This window comes from Thermaerobacter subterraneus DSM 13965, assembly GCF_000183545.2.
Classification (GTDB): Bacteria; Bacillota; Sulfobacillia; order Thermaerobacterales; family Thermaerobacteraceae; genus Thermaerobacter; species Thermaerobacter subterraneus.
Genome location: NZ_JH976535.1, coordinates 2,172,892 through 2,188,063 on the forward strand (window position 1 = coordinate 2,172,892; position 15,172 = coordinate 2,188,063).

General features: G+C 73.9%; 12 protein-coding genes. 7 read left to right on the top strand and 5 right to left on the bottom strand.

Annotated features, from left to right (window positions below; translation table 11 throughout):
• Positions 1-70: 70 nt before the first annotated feature.
• Positions 71-2,212, top strand: coding sequence for a hypothetical protein (locus tag THESUDRAFT_RS13520; RefSeq protein ID WP_006904436.1), 2,142 nt, complete (start codon positions 71-73; stop codon positions 2,210-2,212).
• Here the strand turns inward: THESUDRAFT_RS13520 and THESUDRAFT_RS08840 are convergent.
• The 3 genes from THESUDRAFT_RS08840 to THESUDRAFT_RS08850 form a co-directional block, all read right to left on the bottom strand.
• Positions 2,095-2,550: a cupin domain-containing protein gene (locus tag THESUDRAFT_RS08840; RefSeq protein WP_006904437.1), complete on the bottom strand. Its 456-nt coding sequence runs from the start codon at positions 2,548-2,550 to the stop codon at positions 2,095-2,097. The genes THESUDRAFT_RS13520 and THESUDRAFT_RS08840 overlap by 118 nt on opposite strands.
• Positions 2,551-2,587: 37 nt before the next feature.
• The gene (locus THESUDRAFT_RS08845; protein ID WP_006904438.1) at positions 2,588-3,745 is read right to left on the bottom strand and encodes an alcohol dehydrogenase catalytic domain-containing protein; all 1,158 of its coding nucleotides are present in this window, start codon (positions 3,743-3,745) and stop codon (positions 2,588-2,590) included.
• A 67-nt stretch (positions 3,746-3,812) separates the two neighbouring features.
• Positions 3,813-4,937 carry a zinc-dependent alcohol dehydrogenase gene (locus THESUDRAFT_RS08850; protein WP_006904439.1) on the bottom strand — a complete coding sequence of 375 codons (1,125 nt, stop codon included), beginning with the start codon at positions 4,935-4,937 and terminating at the stop codon, positions 3,813-3,815.
• A gap of 318 nt (positions 4,938-5,255) precedes the next feature.
• On the opposite strand from THESUDRAFT_RS08850, the gene THESUDRAFT_RS08855 reads away from it, so the two are divergent.
• The 6 genes from THESUDRAFT_RS08855 (at position 5,256) to THESUDRAFT_RS08880 (ending at position 13,381) form a co-directional block, all read left to right on the top strand.
• Positions 5,256-6,305 carry an alpha/beta hydrolase gene (locus tag THESUDRAFT_RS08855; RefSeq protein WP_006904440.1) on the top strand — a complete coding sequence of 350 codons (1,050 nt, stop codon included), beginning with the start codon at positions 5,256-5,258 and terminating at the stop codon, positions 6,303-6,305.
• 258 nt (positions 6,306-6,563) lie between these two features.
• Positions 6,564-7,652: a CoA transferase gene (locus THESUDRAFT_RS14635; protein WP_242823301.1), complete on the top strand. Its 1,089-nt coding sequence runs from the start codon at positions 6,564-6,566 to the stop codon at positions 7,650-7,652.
• Positions 7,653-7,815: 163 nt separating this feature from the next.
• On the top strand, positions 7,816-9,471 hold the full coding sequence (locus THESUDRAFT_RS08865) for a long-chain fatty acid--CoA ligase (RefSeq protein WP_156821907.1): 1,656 nt from the start codon (positions 7,816-7,818) through the stop codon (positions 9,469-9,471).
• A gap of 74 nt (positions 9,472-9,545) precedes the next feature.
• Positions 9,546-11,249: an acyl-CoA synthetase gene (locus THESUDRAFT_RS08870; RefSeq protein ID WP_006904443.1), complete on the top strand. Its 1,704-nt coding sequence runs from the start codon at positions 9,546-9,548 to the stop codon at positions 11,247-11,249.
• A gap of 189 nt (positions 11,250-11,438) precedes the next feature.
• Positions 11,439-12,599 carry a thiolase family protein gene (locus THESUDRAFT_RS08875; RefSeq protein ID WP_006904444.1) on the top strand — a complete coding sequence of 387 codons (1,161 nt, stop codon included), beginning with the start codon at positions 11,439-11,441 and terminating at the stop codon, positions 12,597-12,599.
• A 14-nt stretch (positions 12,600-12,613) separates the two neighbouring features.
• Entirely contained in the window at positions 12,614-13,381 is a 768-nt protein-coding gene (locus THESUDRAFT_RS08880; protein ID WP_006904445.1) for a 3-hydroxyacyl-CoA dehydrogenase, read from the top strand.
• Between the two features lie 234 nt (positions 13,382-13,615).
• Here THESUDRAFT_RS08880 and THESUDRAFT_RS08885 read toward each other — a convergent pair whose 3' ends face one another.
• Positions 13,616-13,891 carry a type II toxin-antitoxin system antitoxin gene (locus THESUDRAFT_RS08885; protein ID WP_006904446.1) on the bottom strand — a complete coding sequence of 92 codons (276 nt, stop codon included), beginning with the start codon at positions 13,889-13,891 and terminating at the stop codon, positions 13,616-13,618.
• Between the two features lie 120 nt (positions 13,892-14,011).
• Positions 14,012-14,908: an SPFH domain-containing protein gene (locus tag THESUDRAFT_RS08890; protein ID WP_006904447.1), complete on the bottom strand. Its 897-nt coding sequence runs from the start codon at positions 14,906-14,908 to the stop codon at positions 14,012-14,014.
• Positions 14,909-15,172 lie beyond the last annotated feature (264 nt).

The following is a 15,172-nucleotide window of genomic DNA, read 5'->3' on the forward strand; positions in this document are numbered from 1 at the left end:
CCGCCCCCTTTCCCCCGCACCCCGCCTCCGGGCCGTGCGTATGCTGACAGCGACCGGAGGAGGGGTCGCCATGCAGGTGCTGGTCCGCCACCGCTGGCTGGTCGACGTGGACGACACCGCAGGCATCCCGGGCTGGGTGACCGTGCTGGAACGCCTGGGGCACCGGGTCTGGATGGGCGGCGGCGGGGACGGGCCTGCTTACGCGGCGGTCGACTCGGCCCTGCACGGGCGGACGGTGATCCTGCAGGTGACGGCGGACGAACCGGGCCCCCGCACCGCTCCGCCGGCGGCACCAGGTGGAGGGCCCGGCCCCGCTGCCCCGCAGCCCGGCGGGCCGGCGGAAAGGCTGGCCGAGGAACTCGCCACCATCCTCCAGCGGGCAGGGGTGACGGTGGTCCAGGTGCCTGCGGGCGGGGCACAGCAGGTCCCCGTCCCACAAGCCGCGCCGGCCAGGGCGGCCGGCGCGGCCCCTCCCGGGCCGGCAGCGGGCACCGGCAGCCCCTCCGGCGCCCCGGCGGGCTCCGGCGCGGCCGCCGGGAGCGGCGGCGCCGGTTCGTCCCCCGCCGCACCGGCCTTCACCCGCCTGGCAGCCGACGTCGCCCTCCACATCCACCTTGACGCCGTTTCCCTGCGGGGCCGGGTCGCCACCGCCGGTCGCCGGCCCTGGCGGGCCTGGTGGCTGGGCCGGCACCTGGCCCGGAGCCTGTGGGAAGCCGGCTGCCTGCCCGTACACCAGCGGGCCTGGCCCCGGCACAAGCTGCGCTTTCTGGTGGACCGCCCCTCCGCAGGCGGGCCGGAGCCCCTTGCCACCGCAGCCGCACCGCCCGGCCCCGCTGGACCGGCCGGCCCGCGGGCCATGGCAGGCGCGCCGGGATCCGGTCCGCCCGCCGGGGCGGTCGTCCTAGTCGCTCCCCTCGCCGCCAGCCTGACCCTGCCCGCGGGCTGGCCGGCTCCTGTGGTCGCCGCCGCCCTCTACTCCGGGCTGGTTGCCTTCTACGGCGGGCCGCGGCAGCCCGTGGTGCCGTGGGCCCGGCCCGCCCTCGGACGTCCGGAAACCGGCCCGGCCCGCGCCGGGAACCCCGGCGGCCCGGCGGGCCGCGCCACCGCCGAGGGCGGCACCTGCGAGGGCGCCGCCACCGAAGGCGGCGATGCCGGGCCGGGCCTCTCTTTGCCAGGTTGCACCGGCCACGGCGAGGGAAGCGGGGAAGCATCCGGTGGCGGAGGAACCGGCATGGTCACCGGCGGCGAGACCGGGAGCCCGCCTGCACCCGGCCGGGGGGCCGAGGCCGGCCATTCCGGCAGAGCCGGCGGTACCCGCCAGGACTGGGACGCCTGGCCCGGTGTCCCTGCCGGGGAGGAAGGCCGTCTCAGGGAGCCGGCACCGGCGGGCCCTCGCCCCGGAAACGCCACGGCGCCAGGCCAGGAGCAGGACCCCGAGGTGGAACCGGGTCAGCCGGCCGCCGCAGGGCATCCCGGGCCCCCGGCCGAGGAAGGGCCCGGTGGGGCCGGACCTGCGGGCCCGGAGCCGGTACCGCCCGTGCGGCAAGACGCCACCGGTTCGGACCCGGTGCAGGACGGGCCGGCGACGGCCCGGGACGGCGCGCCGGCCCGGGCGGCGGCCTTCCGTCTCCGGCCGGTGCCCCAGGCCCTGGCGGGGTTGCCGCCGGCGGTCCTTCCCCCCGGCGCCCGGGTGGGGTACCCGGTTCGACCCCCGGCGTCCCGCGGGCAGCGCGATCACGGCGCCATCACCTGGGCGGGAGGCTGGAGCGGGCTCGGCCGTTCAGCCGCCGGCGGTCTTCCGGCCGCCGGCGGTCCTCCGGGCGCCGGGGCCCTCCCCGGCGCCGGGGCCGGACCTGCCGGGAGCCGCCACCCTCCCGCCCGGCGCCGGCAGGCCGGGGCTGGCGGCCGGGGCGACCTCCTACCCGCCTGGGGCGCCGGGCGCGCCCGCCGCGGGTGTCCCCGTTCCTCCCCGGGCCGGCGGCACCCGGCGGGCTGTGCCCTCCTTCGCCACCGGGCGGGAGCCCGGCTCCCTGAAACCCTTCCGGTGAATGCGGCCACCCCGCCGGCCGTGAGCCGGCCCAGGGCCAGGCCCCCTCAATCCAGCGGCCGGGGACGGTCCCGCTGGGCGTCGACCACGCAGAGGAACCCGAAGGGCTCGTCCCCCGGGGCCCCCCGGTGCCGGAACTGGTGGGGCGTCTCCGGAGGGATGTAGACCAGGTCGAAGGGGCGGACCCGGTAGACCTCGCCCCCCACCTGGACCTCCCCTTCGCCCCGCAGCACCAGCACCGCGTGGATGTGCTGGTGAAGTTCAAAGCGCGAGTAACCCCCGGGGCCCACCTCGAAGTACCGCACCTCGAAGGCGGCAGGGGTGGCCCCGCCGGGCACCAGGGTGCGGCGGATCACGTCGCGGAACCGGGGGGCCGGTTCCTCCGGACCCTGGTAGACTTGGTCGGGAATGCCCTCCCAGCGGAAGGTGGCGGGGTCGAACCGGCGTACCCGCAGCCGCCCGAACTCCTCCGCCGTCAGGGGACGATTGGACGTCGCTTCCATCGGGCAACCTCCTCCGCGGCCGCCTCCCCGGGCCGTGTCACAGCTCGACCAGGACCTTCAAGGCGCCGGGGTCCTTGACCTGGCGGTAGGCCGCGGCCACCTCCGCCAGGGGGTAGCGGTGGGTGACCAGCTCGCGCGCCGGAACCTGGCCGGAGGCCAGCAGGTCCAGCGCCGCCCGGGTGTCGGGCGGCCCCGCCGAGTAGCTGGGGACCAGCCGGATCTCCCGGAAGAAGATGTCATACCCCGGAATGGCCGGATCGTGGCCGGGGGCCGTGGGGGCGAACATCACCACGGTACCTCCCGGCCGGGCGCAGGCGATGCCCAGCCGCAGAGGCTGCTCCCCGGCTGGCGAGACCAGGACCAGGTCGGCGCCCTCCCCCCAGCGCTCGGCCAGGCGGCGCGCCACCTCCTCGGGGCCGGAGGCCACCCGGACCCACGGCACCGGACCGCCCGGCGGCTGCGCCGGCTCGGCCTGGGTCCCGGCCCGGGTGTCGAGGACCAGGGTCGCCCAGCGCCGGGCCGCCCAGGCCAGCCGGCCCGGCACCCGGTCGACCACGGCCCGCTCGGCCGCGCCCCAGGCCCGGGCCACCAGCCCCAGCACCTGGCCCATGAACCCGGCGCCGATCACCATCACCCGCTGCCCCGGTTCCAGGCCGGCCCGCTGCAGGGCATGGACCGCACAGGCCACCGGTTCGACCAGGACCCCCACCTCCCATCCCGCGCCCTCCGGCAGGGGCAGGGTGTCGTGCCGGAGCACCTGGGGTGCGATGACGGCGTACTCCGCCATGCCGCCCGGCCGCAGGCCCGGCTGGCGCCAGAGGGGGCAGTGGACGTAATCGCCCCTCCGGCAGGCGGCGCACGCCATGCAGGGGGCATGGTGGTGGACGAAGACCCGGCTGCCCACATCCACCCCGGGCGGCGGCACCGCACCCGGCCCGAAGGCCACGATCTCGCCCGCCGGCTCGTGACCGAAGACGAAGGGTCCCTCCCGGGCTTTCCCCGCCACGTACCAGTCCAGCAGGTCGCTGGAGCAGATGCCGCAGGCCCGCAGCCGGACCAGGGCTTCACCCGGACCGGGCTGCGGCACGGGCCGCCGGGCCACCCGGACCTGCCCTTGCCCGTCGAGAAGGGCCACCTGCATCGCCTCCGGAAGAACCGGCGCCCCCGTCGCCGGACCGGTCACCCCTTCCGCCATGCCCAGCCTCCCCTCCTGCCCTGGCACCCGGCGGGCGCCGGGGCTCGGCTTCCGCTCCGGGCGGGACTCAGGGCAGGGTTTGCGATGACGAACCCTGACCCGGCCCGTCCCCTCCGCCCGGCCGGGCCGGCCCGCCCGCCTCGCCCGCCCCGCCCGTTTCGGCCCCCTCAGGGTAGAGGGCGACCTTGATCGCCTCCCCCCGGTCCAGGGCCTGGAAGACCTCCGGCAGCTCGGCCAGGGGCCGCCGGTGGGTGATCAGCATCGCCACCGGCAGCCGGCCGCGGGCCAAAAGATCGTACGCCTCCCGCACGTCGGCCGGGGTGTAGTGGAAGGAACCGATGAGGTCGACCTCTTCGTAATGGAGCCGGAAGGCTTCGAAGTGTACCCAGGTGCCGCCGGCCAGGCCGCCGAAGAGCAGCACCCGCCCGCCCGGCCGGACCCACTGGGCGGCCGCCTGCCAGCTTTCCGCGCGGCCGGTGGCCTCGATGACCGCCGCCGGCCCCTCACCGCCGAAGAGGGCGCGAATCCGGGGCAGGGCCTCCTGGGCATCCGCCGCCAGGGTCTCGGTGGCCCCCGCCTGCCGGGCCAGTTCCAGCCCCGCCGCTCGCCGCCCCACGGCCACGATGCGGGGTACCTGCAACGCCCGCGCCACCATGACGTGCAAGAGCCCGATGGTGCCGGTGCCGATGACCACCACTTCTTCGGGCCGGCCCAGCCGCCGCCAGCCCCGCACCACGCAGCTCAGGGGTTCGAGGAAGGCGGCCTGCTCGAAAGACAGGTGACCGGGCTTGGCAAACAGGTGCCGGGCCACGATGGGCGCCGGCAGGCGGATGAACTCGGCATACGCCCCCAGGGCCATGCGCTCGGGATCGAAGAGGTGCCGGCACAGGTTCTCCTGGCCCCGCCGGCAGGGCGGGCACTGGCCGCACGGTGCCGTGGGCACCCACATCACCGCGTCGCCCGGCCGGAAGCGTTCCACCCCTTCGCCGGCGGCATGGACGACTCCGGCCGCTTCATGGCCGAAGGGGCCCGGAACGGGCAGGCGCGCGTGGCCCCGGCGGAAGGTCTTCAGGTCGGTGCCGCAGGTCAGCGCGCAGCGGATCTTGACCACCACTTCCCCCGGCCCCGGCTCGGGCACGGGGACCTGGCGCAGGGTCAGCCGGCGGATGCCGGCCAGGTATCCTTGCAGCAACGGCCACCCTCCAGGCAACCGGGATGGGGCGGGCCGGGCCGCGGGCGGCCCCTCGGTGTCAGGACCTGCAGTTGCGGGCCGCTGCGGCCCGAATCGCGGCCCAAGCGGCTTCTCTCAGGCCCTGGGCCCAGCCCGGCGCCCGGCGCCGGGCTCGCGGCCAGGAAGCAAGCCCGCCGTCCAGAAACATCCCGGTATCGGGAACATCCCGGTATCGGGCTACCTTAGAAGGTACCACACCGGGGGCCCGGGGGCCGGGCCGAAGGCGGCCCCGCACCCGGACTGCTTCAACCCAGATTGCCGCGACGAGGTGATCCCATCGTGCACCGACCCCACCACCCGCCCTTCCAGGCCGTGGAACACCGCCACCGCAGCCGGCTGCTGGCGGGCAACCCCTGGGGCGACCCGGCCGAGCGCTCCCTGTGGGTGCTGGTTCCTCCCGATGGGTTGCCGGACCGGCCGGTGCCCTGCATCTGGATCCTCTCCGGCTTCGGGGGAACGGGTGCGAGCCAGCTCAACTTCAACCCCTGGGAGGAGACCCTGCCGGAGCGGCTGGGGCGCCTCTACGCCGAGGGCCGCATCGGGCCCGCCCTCTTTGCCCTGCCCGACTGCTTCACCTTCCTGGGCGGCAGCCAGTACCTGAACTCCCCCGCCGTGGGCCCTTACGAAGACTACCTGGTCCGGGAGCTGGTCCCCCTGGTGGAGCGGCACTACGCCGTGTCGGCCCACGGCCTGGCGGGCAAGTCGTCGGGCGGGTACGGGTCCTTCGTCCAGGCCGCGCGGCACCCGGAGGTCTTCCAGGCCTTCGCCTGCCACTCGGGGGACATGGCGTTCGAGTACTGCTACCTCCCCGATTTCCCCAAGTTCCTCGACCATGTGCGCCAGCTGGGCGGCCTTGATGCCTACCTGGACGCCTACCGCCAGCTGCGGGCCCAGGGCCGGTCCCTCAACCGAACCTGGCAGGCGTCCCTGAACATCCTGGCCATGGCGGCCTGCTACTCGCCCGACCCCGCAGAACCCCACGGCATCGCCCTGCCGGTCGACCTGGAAATCGGCGCCCTGCGCCCCGCCGTCTGGGAACGGTGGCTGGCTCTGGACCCCGTCCGCCTGGCGCCCCGGGTGGCCGGCACCCTCCGCCGCCTGCGGCTGGTCTACATCGACTGCGGGCGCCAGGACGAGTTCAACCTGCTCTGGGGCGCGCGGCAGCTGCACCGGGCGCTGGATGACCTGGGCATCGCCCACACCTACGACGAGTTCGACGGCGGCCACTTCAGCATCGCCCACCGCTACGACCTCTCGCTGCCCTTGCTCTACCGGGCCCTGGCGGGCGACACCCCGGCCGGGGATCCGCCACGGGACCGCTCCAGCTGATCCCGGAACCGGCCTGGTGGGCCCTCGCGGCTGGGAGGGCCGGCCGGGCCGGCGAGCTGTCGGAACGGTATAGGGCCGCACGGCCGGTGCGCAGGGGGACCGCCCCGGCCGGTGGGGCCGGGGGACTCCAAGGTGCGGGGCCGCAAGGGAAGAGCCGCGCCGGGGCCGGATTCGGCCACGGGTTCAGCGGCATCCGGCAGGATACCGGCCGGGCACGGCGAATTCCGTGTCCACCACCACTTCTGGCGACGAATCGGGGTGAAGTGCGTGCCCGCCCATGCCCGCCCCTCCCCCGCGCCGCCCCCGTCCCTGGCTCCGCTGCAGGGTTGCCGGGTCGTCAACCTGGCTGTCAACGTCCCGGGGCCGGTGGCCGCAGCCCGGCTTCAAGCCCTGGGCGCCACGGTTTACAAAATCGAACCACCGGGCGGCGATCCGCTGGCCACGGCGGCTCCCGCCTGGTACCGGTCCCTGACCGCGGGGCAGGAGGTGCGCCGCCTGGACCTGAAGTCGGCGGCAGGGCGGGATGAGCTGTACCGCCTGCTGGCGGGGGCGGATCTGCTTCTGACCGCCCAGCGCCCCTCGGCCCTGGCCCGGCTCGGGCTTTCGGCCGCCGAGCTGGGCCGGCGCTTTCGGCAGCTGGCCCACGTGGCCATCGTGGGCTACCCCGCGCCCCGGCAGGAAGAACCCGGCCACGACCTGACCTACCTGGCGGAAGCGGGACTGCTCGACCCGCCGGCTCTACCCCGCACCCTGCTGGCCGACCTGGCCGGGGCCGAACGGGCGGTGGCCGCCGCCCTGGCCCTCCTGCTGGCGCGGGAGCGGGGCCTCCCCCTCCACCCGGTCGAGGTCAGCCTGGCCGAGGCGGCTTTCGCCCTGGCCGAGCCCCTGCGGCACGGGCTGACGGCACCCGGTGGCTTGCTGGGGGGCGCCTTCCCCTTCTACCGGTGCTACGCTGCCCGGGAAGGCTGGGTGGCCGTGGCGGCCCTGGAGCCCCACTTCGCCCGGCGGCTGCTGGCCGATCTGCTGGAAGACGGCGAGCTGCTGGAAGACACCGGCCAGGGCACCGGCGGCGCCCCTCGACCGAAGGAGAGCGCGGCCGCGCCAGGGGACCGGCAAAGCACCCAGGACACCCCCCTTCCCGCCCCCGGCGCCCTGAGCGGGCTGCTCGAGGCGACCTCAAGGGGGGCGGGCCTGTCGGCGGTCCTGCCCATGGGGGTGGAGGCTCGCCTGGCCACCGCCTTCCGCCGCCGCACGGCGGAGGAGTGGGAGGCCTGGGCACGCTGCCGGGACCTGCCCATCGTCGCCGTGCGGGCAGCGGTGAGGCCGGAGGCACCCTCAGGGAGGTGATGCCGGAAAGCGGATGGCGCTGCAGACGCAAGGCGTTGACGGATCGGGCGCGATGAGGCGGCAGCCGGCGCTGCCACGGTTCCCGGCAATCGTCAGCCGCCGTCCCGGCACTGGGGGCCGGGGCCGGCCACCCGCGAGAGGAGGATGGCCCGTGCAGGGACTGATGATGGACTTCCCCCTTACTCTCCTGACCATCTTTCGGCGGGCCGAGGCCCTGTTCGGTGCCCGCGAGATCGTCACCCGCCTGCCGGACAAGAGCTTCCACCGCTACACCTACCGGGAGTTCACCGAGCGGGCGCGGCGCCTGGCCGTGGCGCTTCAGGAGCTGGGCGTCGGCCGCGGGGACCGGGTCGCCACGCTGATGTGGAACCAGTACCAGCACCTGGAGGCCTATTTCGGCATTCCCGCCGCCGGGGCGGTGCTGCACACCCTGAACCTGCGCCTGCACCCCTCGGAGCTGGCCTATATCGTTCAGCACGCCGGCGACAAGGTGCTGATCGTGGACCGGACCCTGCTGCCCCTCTACCAGCAGTTCCGCGACCACGTGCAGCTGGAGCACGTGATCGTGGTGGGCGCCGCGCCGGCGGGCGCCGGTCCGGGCGCGGGGGGTTCCGGCGCGGGCGAGGCGGCCGGCGCCGGCGGGTTCCTCGATTACGAGCAGCTGCTGGCCGCCGCCGACCCCTCCCGGTACCGGGAACCGGACCTGGATGAACGGGAAGCCGCCGCCATGTGCTACACCTCCGGCACCACCGGGCGTCCCAAGGGCGTGGTCTACTCCCACCGGGCCCTGGTCCTGCACTCCCTGGGCACGGCCCTGCCCGACTGCGTGGGCATGGGCGAGGCCGACTGCTGCCTGCCCGTGGTTCCCATGTTTCACGCCAACGCCTGGGGCATGCCCTTCACGGCCACCATGGTGGGGGCCAAGCAAGTCTTCCCCGGGCCCCACCTGGACGCCGTCAGCCTGCTGGAAGACTTCTCCCAGGAGCGGGTGACGCTGACCGCCGGCGTCCCCACCATCTGGCTGGGCATCCTGCAGGAGCTCGACAAGAACCCGGGCCGGTGGGATCTCTCCAGCCTGCGGGCCATGCTGGTGGGCGGTTCGGCAGCGCCCCGCGGCATGATCCAGGCGTTCCAGGAGCGGCACGGCCTGCGGGTGATCCACGGCTGGGGCATGACCGAAACCTCCCCCGTGGGCACCCTCTCCCACCTGCCCCCGGACCTGGCGGAGGCTCCCGCCGGCGTCCAGTACGACCTGCGGGCCAAGCAGGGCCGGCCGGTTCCCCTGGTGGAGGTCCGCATCCGCAACGACCAGGGCGTGGCGCCGTGGGACGGCGAAACCATGGGCGAGCTGGAGATCCGGGGCGCCTGGGTCGCCGCCTCCTATTACAACGCTCCCGAGGCTGCCGACCGCTGGACCGCCGACGGCTGGCTGCGCACCGGCGACATCGCCACCATCGACCCGCGGGGCTTCGTGGAGATCAAGGACCGGGAGAAGGACCTGGTCAAGTCCGGCGGCGAGTGGATCAGCTCCGTGGCCCTGGAGAACGAGCTGATGGCCCACCCCGCCGTGGCCGAGGCGGCGGTCATCGCCGTACCCCATCCCCGGTGGCAGGAGAGGCCCCTGGCGGTGGTGGTCCTCAAAGAGGGCCACACGGTCACCCGGGAGGAACTCCTGGACTGGCTCCGGCCCAAGTTCGCCAAGTGGTGGCTGCCCGACGACGTGGTCTTCGTGCCGGAGATTCCTCGCACATCCACCGGCAAGTTCCTCAAGGCCGCCCTGCGGGAGCGCTTCCGTGACCACCTGGCGGCGGGCGGCTGAGCCGCCCGCCGCCCGCTCGACTGCCGGCCAGCTCCTGCCACCTCTGGAGCCACCTCTGGAAAGGAGGCCGTCCCATGCCCCCCGCACCGGACGATCCGGCCCTGCGCCTGGCCCTCCGCAACACCATCGGCGACGCCCTGCGCCGGTCCGCCCGCAAGCACCGCGACCGCATCGCCCTCCACTTCGGCGACCGCCGGTGGACCTATGCCGGGCTGGATGCCGCCGTCACCCGCCTCGCCCGGGCCCTGCTGGCCATGGGCCTGGAGCCGGGCGACCGGGTGGCCGCCCTGGGCCGCAACTCGGACACCTACGTCCTGCTCTTTCTCGCTTGCGCTCGGGCCGGGTTCATCCATGTGCCGGTCAACTTCATGCTGACGGGCCGGGAGCTTCTTTACATCCTGAACCAGTCGGGCAGCCGGGCGGTGTTCTACGACGCCCAGCTGGAGCCGGCGGTGGCCGCGGTGCGCGACCAGGCCGCCGCCACCCTCTTCGCCACCATGGAGTCGCTGCTGGAGACCGTGCTGGCCGCCGGACCGGGCGAGGAGGGATCTGGGGCCGCGCCCGGTGCAGGCTCGCCCGCTCCCGCCAGCGGCTCCCCCGCTTCGGCCGGCGGGGCTCCGGATGCCGCTGCCGGTGGCGCACCCGACGCTGGTGGTGACGCCGGTGATGACGCCGGTGGTGACGCCGCCGGTGACGCCGCCTTCGCGGCCGTGGACGAGGACCAGGTGGTCCAGCTCCTGTACACCTCGGGCACCACCGCCGCCCCCAAGGGGGCCATGATGACCCACCGGGCCCTCCTGGCGGAGTACCTGAGCTGCATCGTGGAACTGGACATCCAGCACCACGACCGTTGCCTGCACGCCCTGCCCCTCTACCATTCCGCCCAGATGCACGTCTTCCTGATGCCGCAGCTCCTGGTGGGGGCCACGGGCTGGATCCTCCCGGCGCCGGTGCCGGAGGTGTGCCTGCCCCTGATCGCCCGCCAGCGGATCAACTCGATGTTCGCCCCGCCCACGGTGTGGATCAACTTTCTCCGGCATCCCGAGTTCGACCGGCATGACCTGTCGAGCCTGAAGAAGGTGTATTACGGCGCCTCCATCATGCCGGTACCGGTGCTGCAGGAGCTGCGGCAGCGGCTGCCGGGGGTGGCGGTCTACAACTGCTATGGCCAGAGCGAGATCGCCCCCCTGGCCACGGTGCTCCGCCCCGAGGAGCACGACGCCCGCCCCGCCTCGGCCGGGCGCCCCGTGCTCCACGTGGAGACCCGGGTGGTCGACCCGGACATGCGGGACGTGCCGCCGGGCCAGCTGGGGGAGATCGTCCACCGGTCGCCCCAGCTGCTGGTGGGTTACTGGGAGAAGCCCGAGGAGACGGCGGAGGCGTTCCAGGGCGGGTGGTTCCACTCGGGCGACCTGGGCTACATGGACGAAGAAGGGTACCTGTACGTGGTCGACCGGATCAAGGACGTGATCAACACGGGCGGCGTGCTGGTCGCCAGCCGGGAGGTGGAGGAGGTCCTCTACACCCATCCCGCCGTCTCGGAGGTGGCCGTGATCGCCCTGCCCGACCCCAGGTGGATCGAGGCGGTGACGGCGGTGGTGGTGTTGAAGCGGGGCGCCACCGCCACGGCGGACGACCTGATCGCCCACGCCCGCCAGCACCTGGCGCCCTTCAAGGTCCCCAAACGGGTCATCTTCGTGGACGACCTGCCCCGCAACGCCTCGGGCAAGATCCTGAAGCGCGAGTTGCGCGCCCGGTTTGCCGAGGGGACCGGCTGAGCGGGTGCCGGGCCCGCCCGCGCAGTGGCCCGTGACAGGGAGCCGTAGCCGGCGTAGCCGGGCTCGCCGGAATCCCCGGGCGGGGCGGTTCCGGCAGGGGCGGCGACCGGCGGCGCCGAAGGGTCCATCAGCCGACCCGGCCGCGGGTTCGTCCCCATCCCGGCCGGGATCCGGGAAGGAGGGTTGGCCATGGGCGAACCCGTGCTTGTGGAGGGCGTTCGCACACCCTTTGGCCGGCGGGACGGGGTCCACCGCGCCACGCGCCCGGACCAGCTGCTCGCCCTGGCCCTGCAGGGTTTGATCGAGCGAACCGGGCTGGACCCGGCGGCCGTCGATGACGTGGTCACCGGCTGCGTCACCCAGGCCGGCGAGCAGGGAGCCAACATCGGCCGCTTGGGCGTGCTGCTGGCCGGATTCCCCGTCCGGGTGCCGGCGGTAAGCCTCAACCGGATGTGCGGGTCGAGCCAGCAGGCCATCCACTTCGCGGCCCAGGCCGTGGCCGCCGGCGACGCCCGCTACGTGATCGCCGCCGGTGTGGAGAGCATGACCCGGGTGCCCATGTTCAGCGACATCCGGGGCGGCTTCGAAACGTTGAACCCCGCCTTGCGGGAGCGGTACGAGCTGATCCACCAGGGCGAGAGCGCCGAGCGCATCGCCGAGCGCTGGCGGATCAGCCGCCAGGAAGCCGACGCCTACTCGGCCGAGAGCCACCGGCGGGCCAGCGCCGCCGCCCGCGAGGGCAAGAACCGGGAGATCGTGCCCGTCGAGGGACTGGACCCTGACGGGCAGCCCGTCACCGTGACCCGGGACGAGGGCATCCGCGACCGGATCGACCCCGAGCGCATGGCGGCCCTACCCACGGTGTTTCGCCCCCAGGGGAACGGCATCGTGACCGCAGGCAACAGCAGCCAGATCTCCGACGGCGCTTCCGCGGTGCTGGTGGCCGACCGGGAGGCGGCCCTGGCCGACGGGCTGCGGCCGAAGGCCCGCTTCCGCGCCCGGGTGGTGGTGGGTGACGATCCCACCATGCAGCTGACCGCCGTGATCCCGGCCACCCGGCTGGCGCTGGAACGGGCGGGCTTGAGCCTGCGGGACATCGACTGGATCGAGATCAACGAGGCCTTTGCCACCGTGGTCCTGGCCTGGGCGCGGGAGCTGGACCCCGACATGTACAAGGTCAACCCGTGGGGCGGAGCCATCGCCCACGGCCACCCGCTGGGGGCCACGGGCGCCGGCCTGATGGCCAAGATGCTGGCCGGGCTGGAGGCCACGGGCGGCCAGTTCGGCCTGCAGGTGATGTGCATCGGCCACGGCATGGCCACCTGCACCATCATCGAGCGGCTGGAGTAGGAGGAGGCGCATCCATGGAGGTCAAGGGCGCAACCTTTCTGGTGACCGGCGGCGGCTCGGGCCTGGGCGCCGCCACGGCCGAGCTCCTGCTTGAGGCGGGAGGCCAGGTGGTCGTCGCCGACGTCAACCGCCAGGCCGGCGAGGCGGTGGCCGCAAGGCTGGGCGAGCGGGCCCGGTTCGTCCCCACGGACGTGACCGACCCGGAGAGCGTGCAGCAGGCGGTCCAGGCGGCGGTGGATGCCTTCGGCGGGCTGCACGGCGCCGTCAACTGCGCGGGGATCGCCATCGCCGAGAAGGTCCTGGGCCGGGAAGGCCCCCACGACCTGGACCGGTTCCGGCGCGTGATCGAGGTCAACCTGGTGGGCACTTTCAACGTGATCCGGCTGGCGGCGGCGGTGATGGCCCAGCAGGAGCCCAACGCCGAGGGCGAGCGGGGCGTGATCGTCAACACCGCTTCGGTGGCGGCCTTCGACGGCCAGATCGGCCAGCCGGCCTATTCGGCCTCCAAAGGCGGCGTGGCGGCCATGACCCTGCCCGTGGCGCGGGAGCTGGCCCGGTACGGGATCCGGGTGGTGGCCATCGCCCCGGGCATCTTCGACACACCCATGATGGCGGGGCTGCCCGAACCCGCCCGCAAGTCCCTGGAGCAACAGGTTCCCTTCCCCTCCCGCCTGGGCCGGCCGCGGGAGTACGCCATGCTGGTGCGGCACATCGTGGAGAATCCGATGCTGAACGGCGAGGTCATCCGGCTGGACGGCGCCCTGCGGATGGGGCCGCGCTGAGGCGCGGTTACGGGGCCTGGAACCATGGTCCGGCGCCGTGGCCGGGAGCCGTGGCCCGGAACCGCGACCCGGGGCCGTGGCCGGGAGCCGTGGCCCGGAACCGCGACCCGGGGCCGTGGCCGGGAACCGCGGCCCGGGACCGTGAATCGAAGCCGTGGCCGGGAGCCAAGACCGAAAGGCACGACCCCCGCTCCGCCCTCGGGCGGCGGGGGTCGCGCGTTCACGGCCCTGCCCTCATTCACCTGTTTTCCCTGGCGCCGGCGGGTCCACCCCGCCAGCGCCGCCCGTGGGTGCATCGCCTGCAGGGTCCGGAGGCACCTCGGGCTGCCCGCCGCCCCGGCGGGCAGCCCGCCGGCCCGGTGCGGGCAACCGGCCCGCCTTCCGCAACGCCTCGCGCAGAAGATACTCGATCTGGCCGTTCACACTGCGCCACTCGTCCGCGGCCCAGCGCTGGATCGCGTCGTAGATCTCCGGGTCGATGCGCAGGAGGAAGCGTTTCTTTTCGGGCAAGTTCGTCACTTCCCATTGCCGATCCGGCGGGAGCGCCCCGGCCGGCGCCCCGGGAAGGCACCGGAGGCCGGCCGGGTTCCTCCGGATCGCGGGCCTGGGGCCGCACCCTGGGGCTGCCCATCAGTAAATGGTTCCGGCGTTCATCACCGGTTGGACGGCCCGCTCGCCGACGATGGCCACCATCAGGTTGTTCACCATGGCCGCCCGGCGCTCGTCGTCCAGGTCGACCAGCCCGCTCCGCTGCAGTTCCCGCAGCGCCATCTCCACCATGCCCACGGCGCCCTCCACGATCTTGGCCCGCGCCGCCACCACGGCCTCGGCTTGCTGGCGCTGCAGCATGGCGTGGGCGATCTCGGGCGAGTAGGCCAGGTGGGTCAGGCGGGCATCCAGCACCTCCACGCCGGCCACCGCCAGGCGCTCCTGCAACTCCTGGGCCAGCGCCTGGGAGACCCGGTCGGTGTTCTCCCGGAGGGAGGGGGTGCTCTCGTCTTCGAAGTGGTCGTAGGGGTACTGGCTGGCGATGTGGCGCAGGGCCGTCTCGCTCTGGATCTTGACGAACTCCTCGTACTGGTCGACCTCGAACAGGGCGCGGGCGGCGTCGATCACCCGCCAGACCACCACCGCGGCGATCTGGATGGGGTTCCCGCGCAGGTCGTTGACCTTGAGCTTCTCGCTCTCGAAGTTTCGCACCCGCAGCGACACGGCCGGCTTGGAGGTCAGGGGCACCGTCCACCACCAGCCCGCTTCCCGTAAGGTGCCCAGGTACCGGCCCAGGAAGATCACCGAGCGGGAGTAGTTGGGCTGCACGATGACCAGTCCCGTGGCCACCACCGTCCCGGCCGCCAGGAGGACGAAGCTCACCACCAGATCCACTCCGCCGTGCCCCAGCAGCGGCGGCCCCCCTTCGTCAAGAGCCGTAGCCCCGCGGACGAACAGGTACACTGCCAGGGCCTCCAGCGCGAGCGCCAGCAGCACGCCCACAATGCCCGGAAGGGCGCGGGCCCGCAGTTCCTTCATCCCCTGCATCCTCTGGTCCCCCCCAAGGGACTATATCGTTATGATATCACTTCGATACTAATGCGGACTTCCCTTCCGGTCAGTCAAAACCAATCGACCAGGCAGCAGGCGACCCGATCGACGCGCTGTACTTGTGCCACCAGACGAAGCGGCCGTGATTCCAAGAGGCCTGGGCCACCACGTGGCGGCAGCGCCCACGTGGTGAAAAAGGCCCGCGCCGGGCATTCCGCGGCGCGGGCCTTGATCGAAACACAACGAAGCTGT

Coding starts and splice junctions, on each gene's coding strand:
- THESUDRAFT_RS13520 (WP_006904436.1), top strand. CDS start 71: ATGCAGGTGCTGGTCCGCCACCGCTGGCTGGTCGACGTGGACGACACC.
- THESUDRAFT_RS08840 (WP_006904437.1), bottom strand. CDS start 2,550: ATGGAAGCGACGTCCAATCGTCCCCTGACGGCGGAGGAGTTCGGGCGG.
- THESUDRAFT_RS08845 (WP_006904438.1), bottom strand. CDS start 3,745: ATGGCGGAAGGGGTGACCGGTCCGGCGACGGGGGCGCCGGTTCTTCCG.
- THESUDRAFT_RS08865 (WP_156821907.1), top strand. CDS start 7,816: ATGATGGACTTCCCCCTTACTCTCCTGACCATCTTTCGGCGGGCCGAG.
- THESUDRAFT_RS08870 (WP_006904443.1), top strand. CDS start 9,546: ATGCCCCCCGCACCGGACGATCCGGCCCTGCGCCTGGCCCTCCGCAAC.
- THESUDRAFT_RS08875 (WP_006904444.1), top strand. CDS start 11,439: ATGGGCGAACCCGTGCTTGTGGAGGGCGTTCGCACACCCTTTGGCCGG.
- THESUDRAFT_RS08880 (WP_006904445.1), top strand. CDS start 12,614: ATGGAGGTCAAGGGCGCAACCTTTCTGGTGACCGGCGGCGGCTCGGGC.
- THESUDRAFT_RS08890 (WP_006904447.1), bottom strand. CDS start 14,908: ATGAAGGAACTGCGGGCCCGCGCCCTTCCGGGCATTGTGGGCGTGCTG.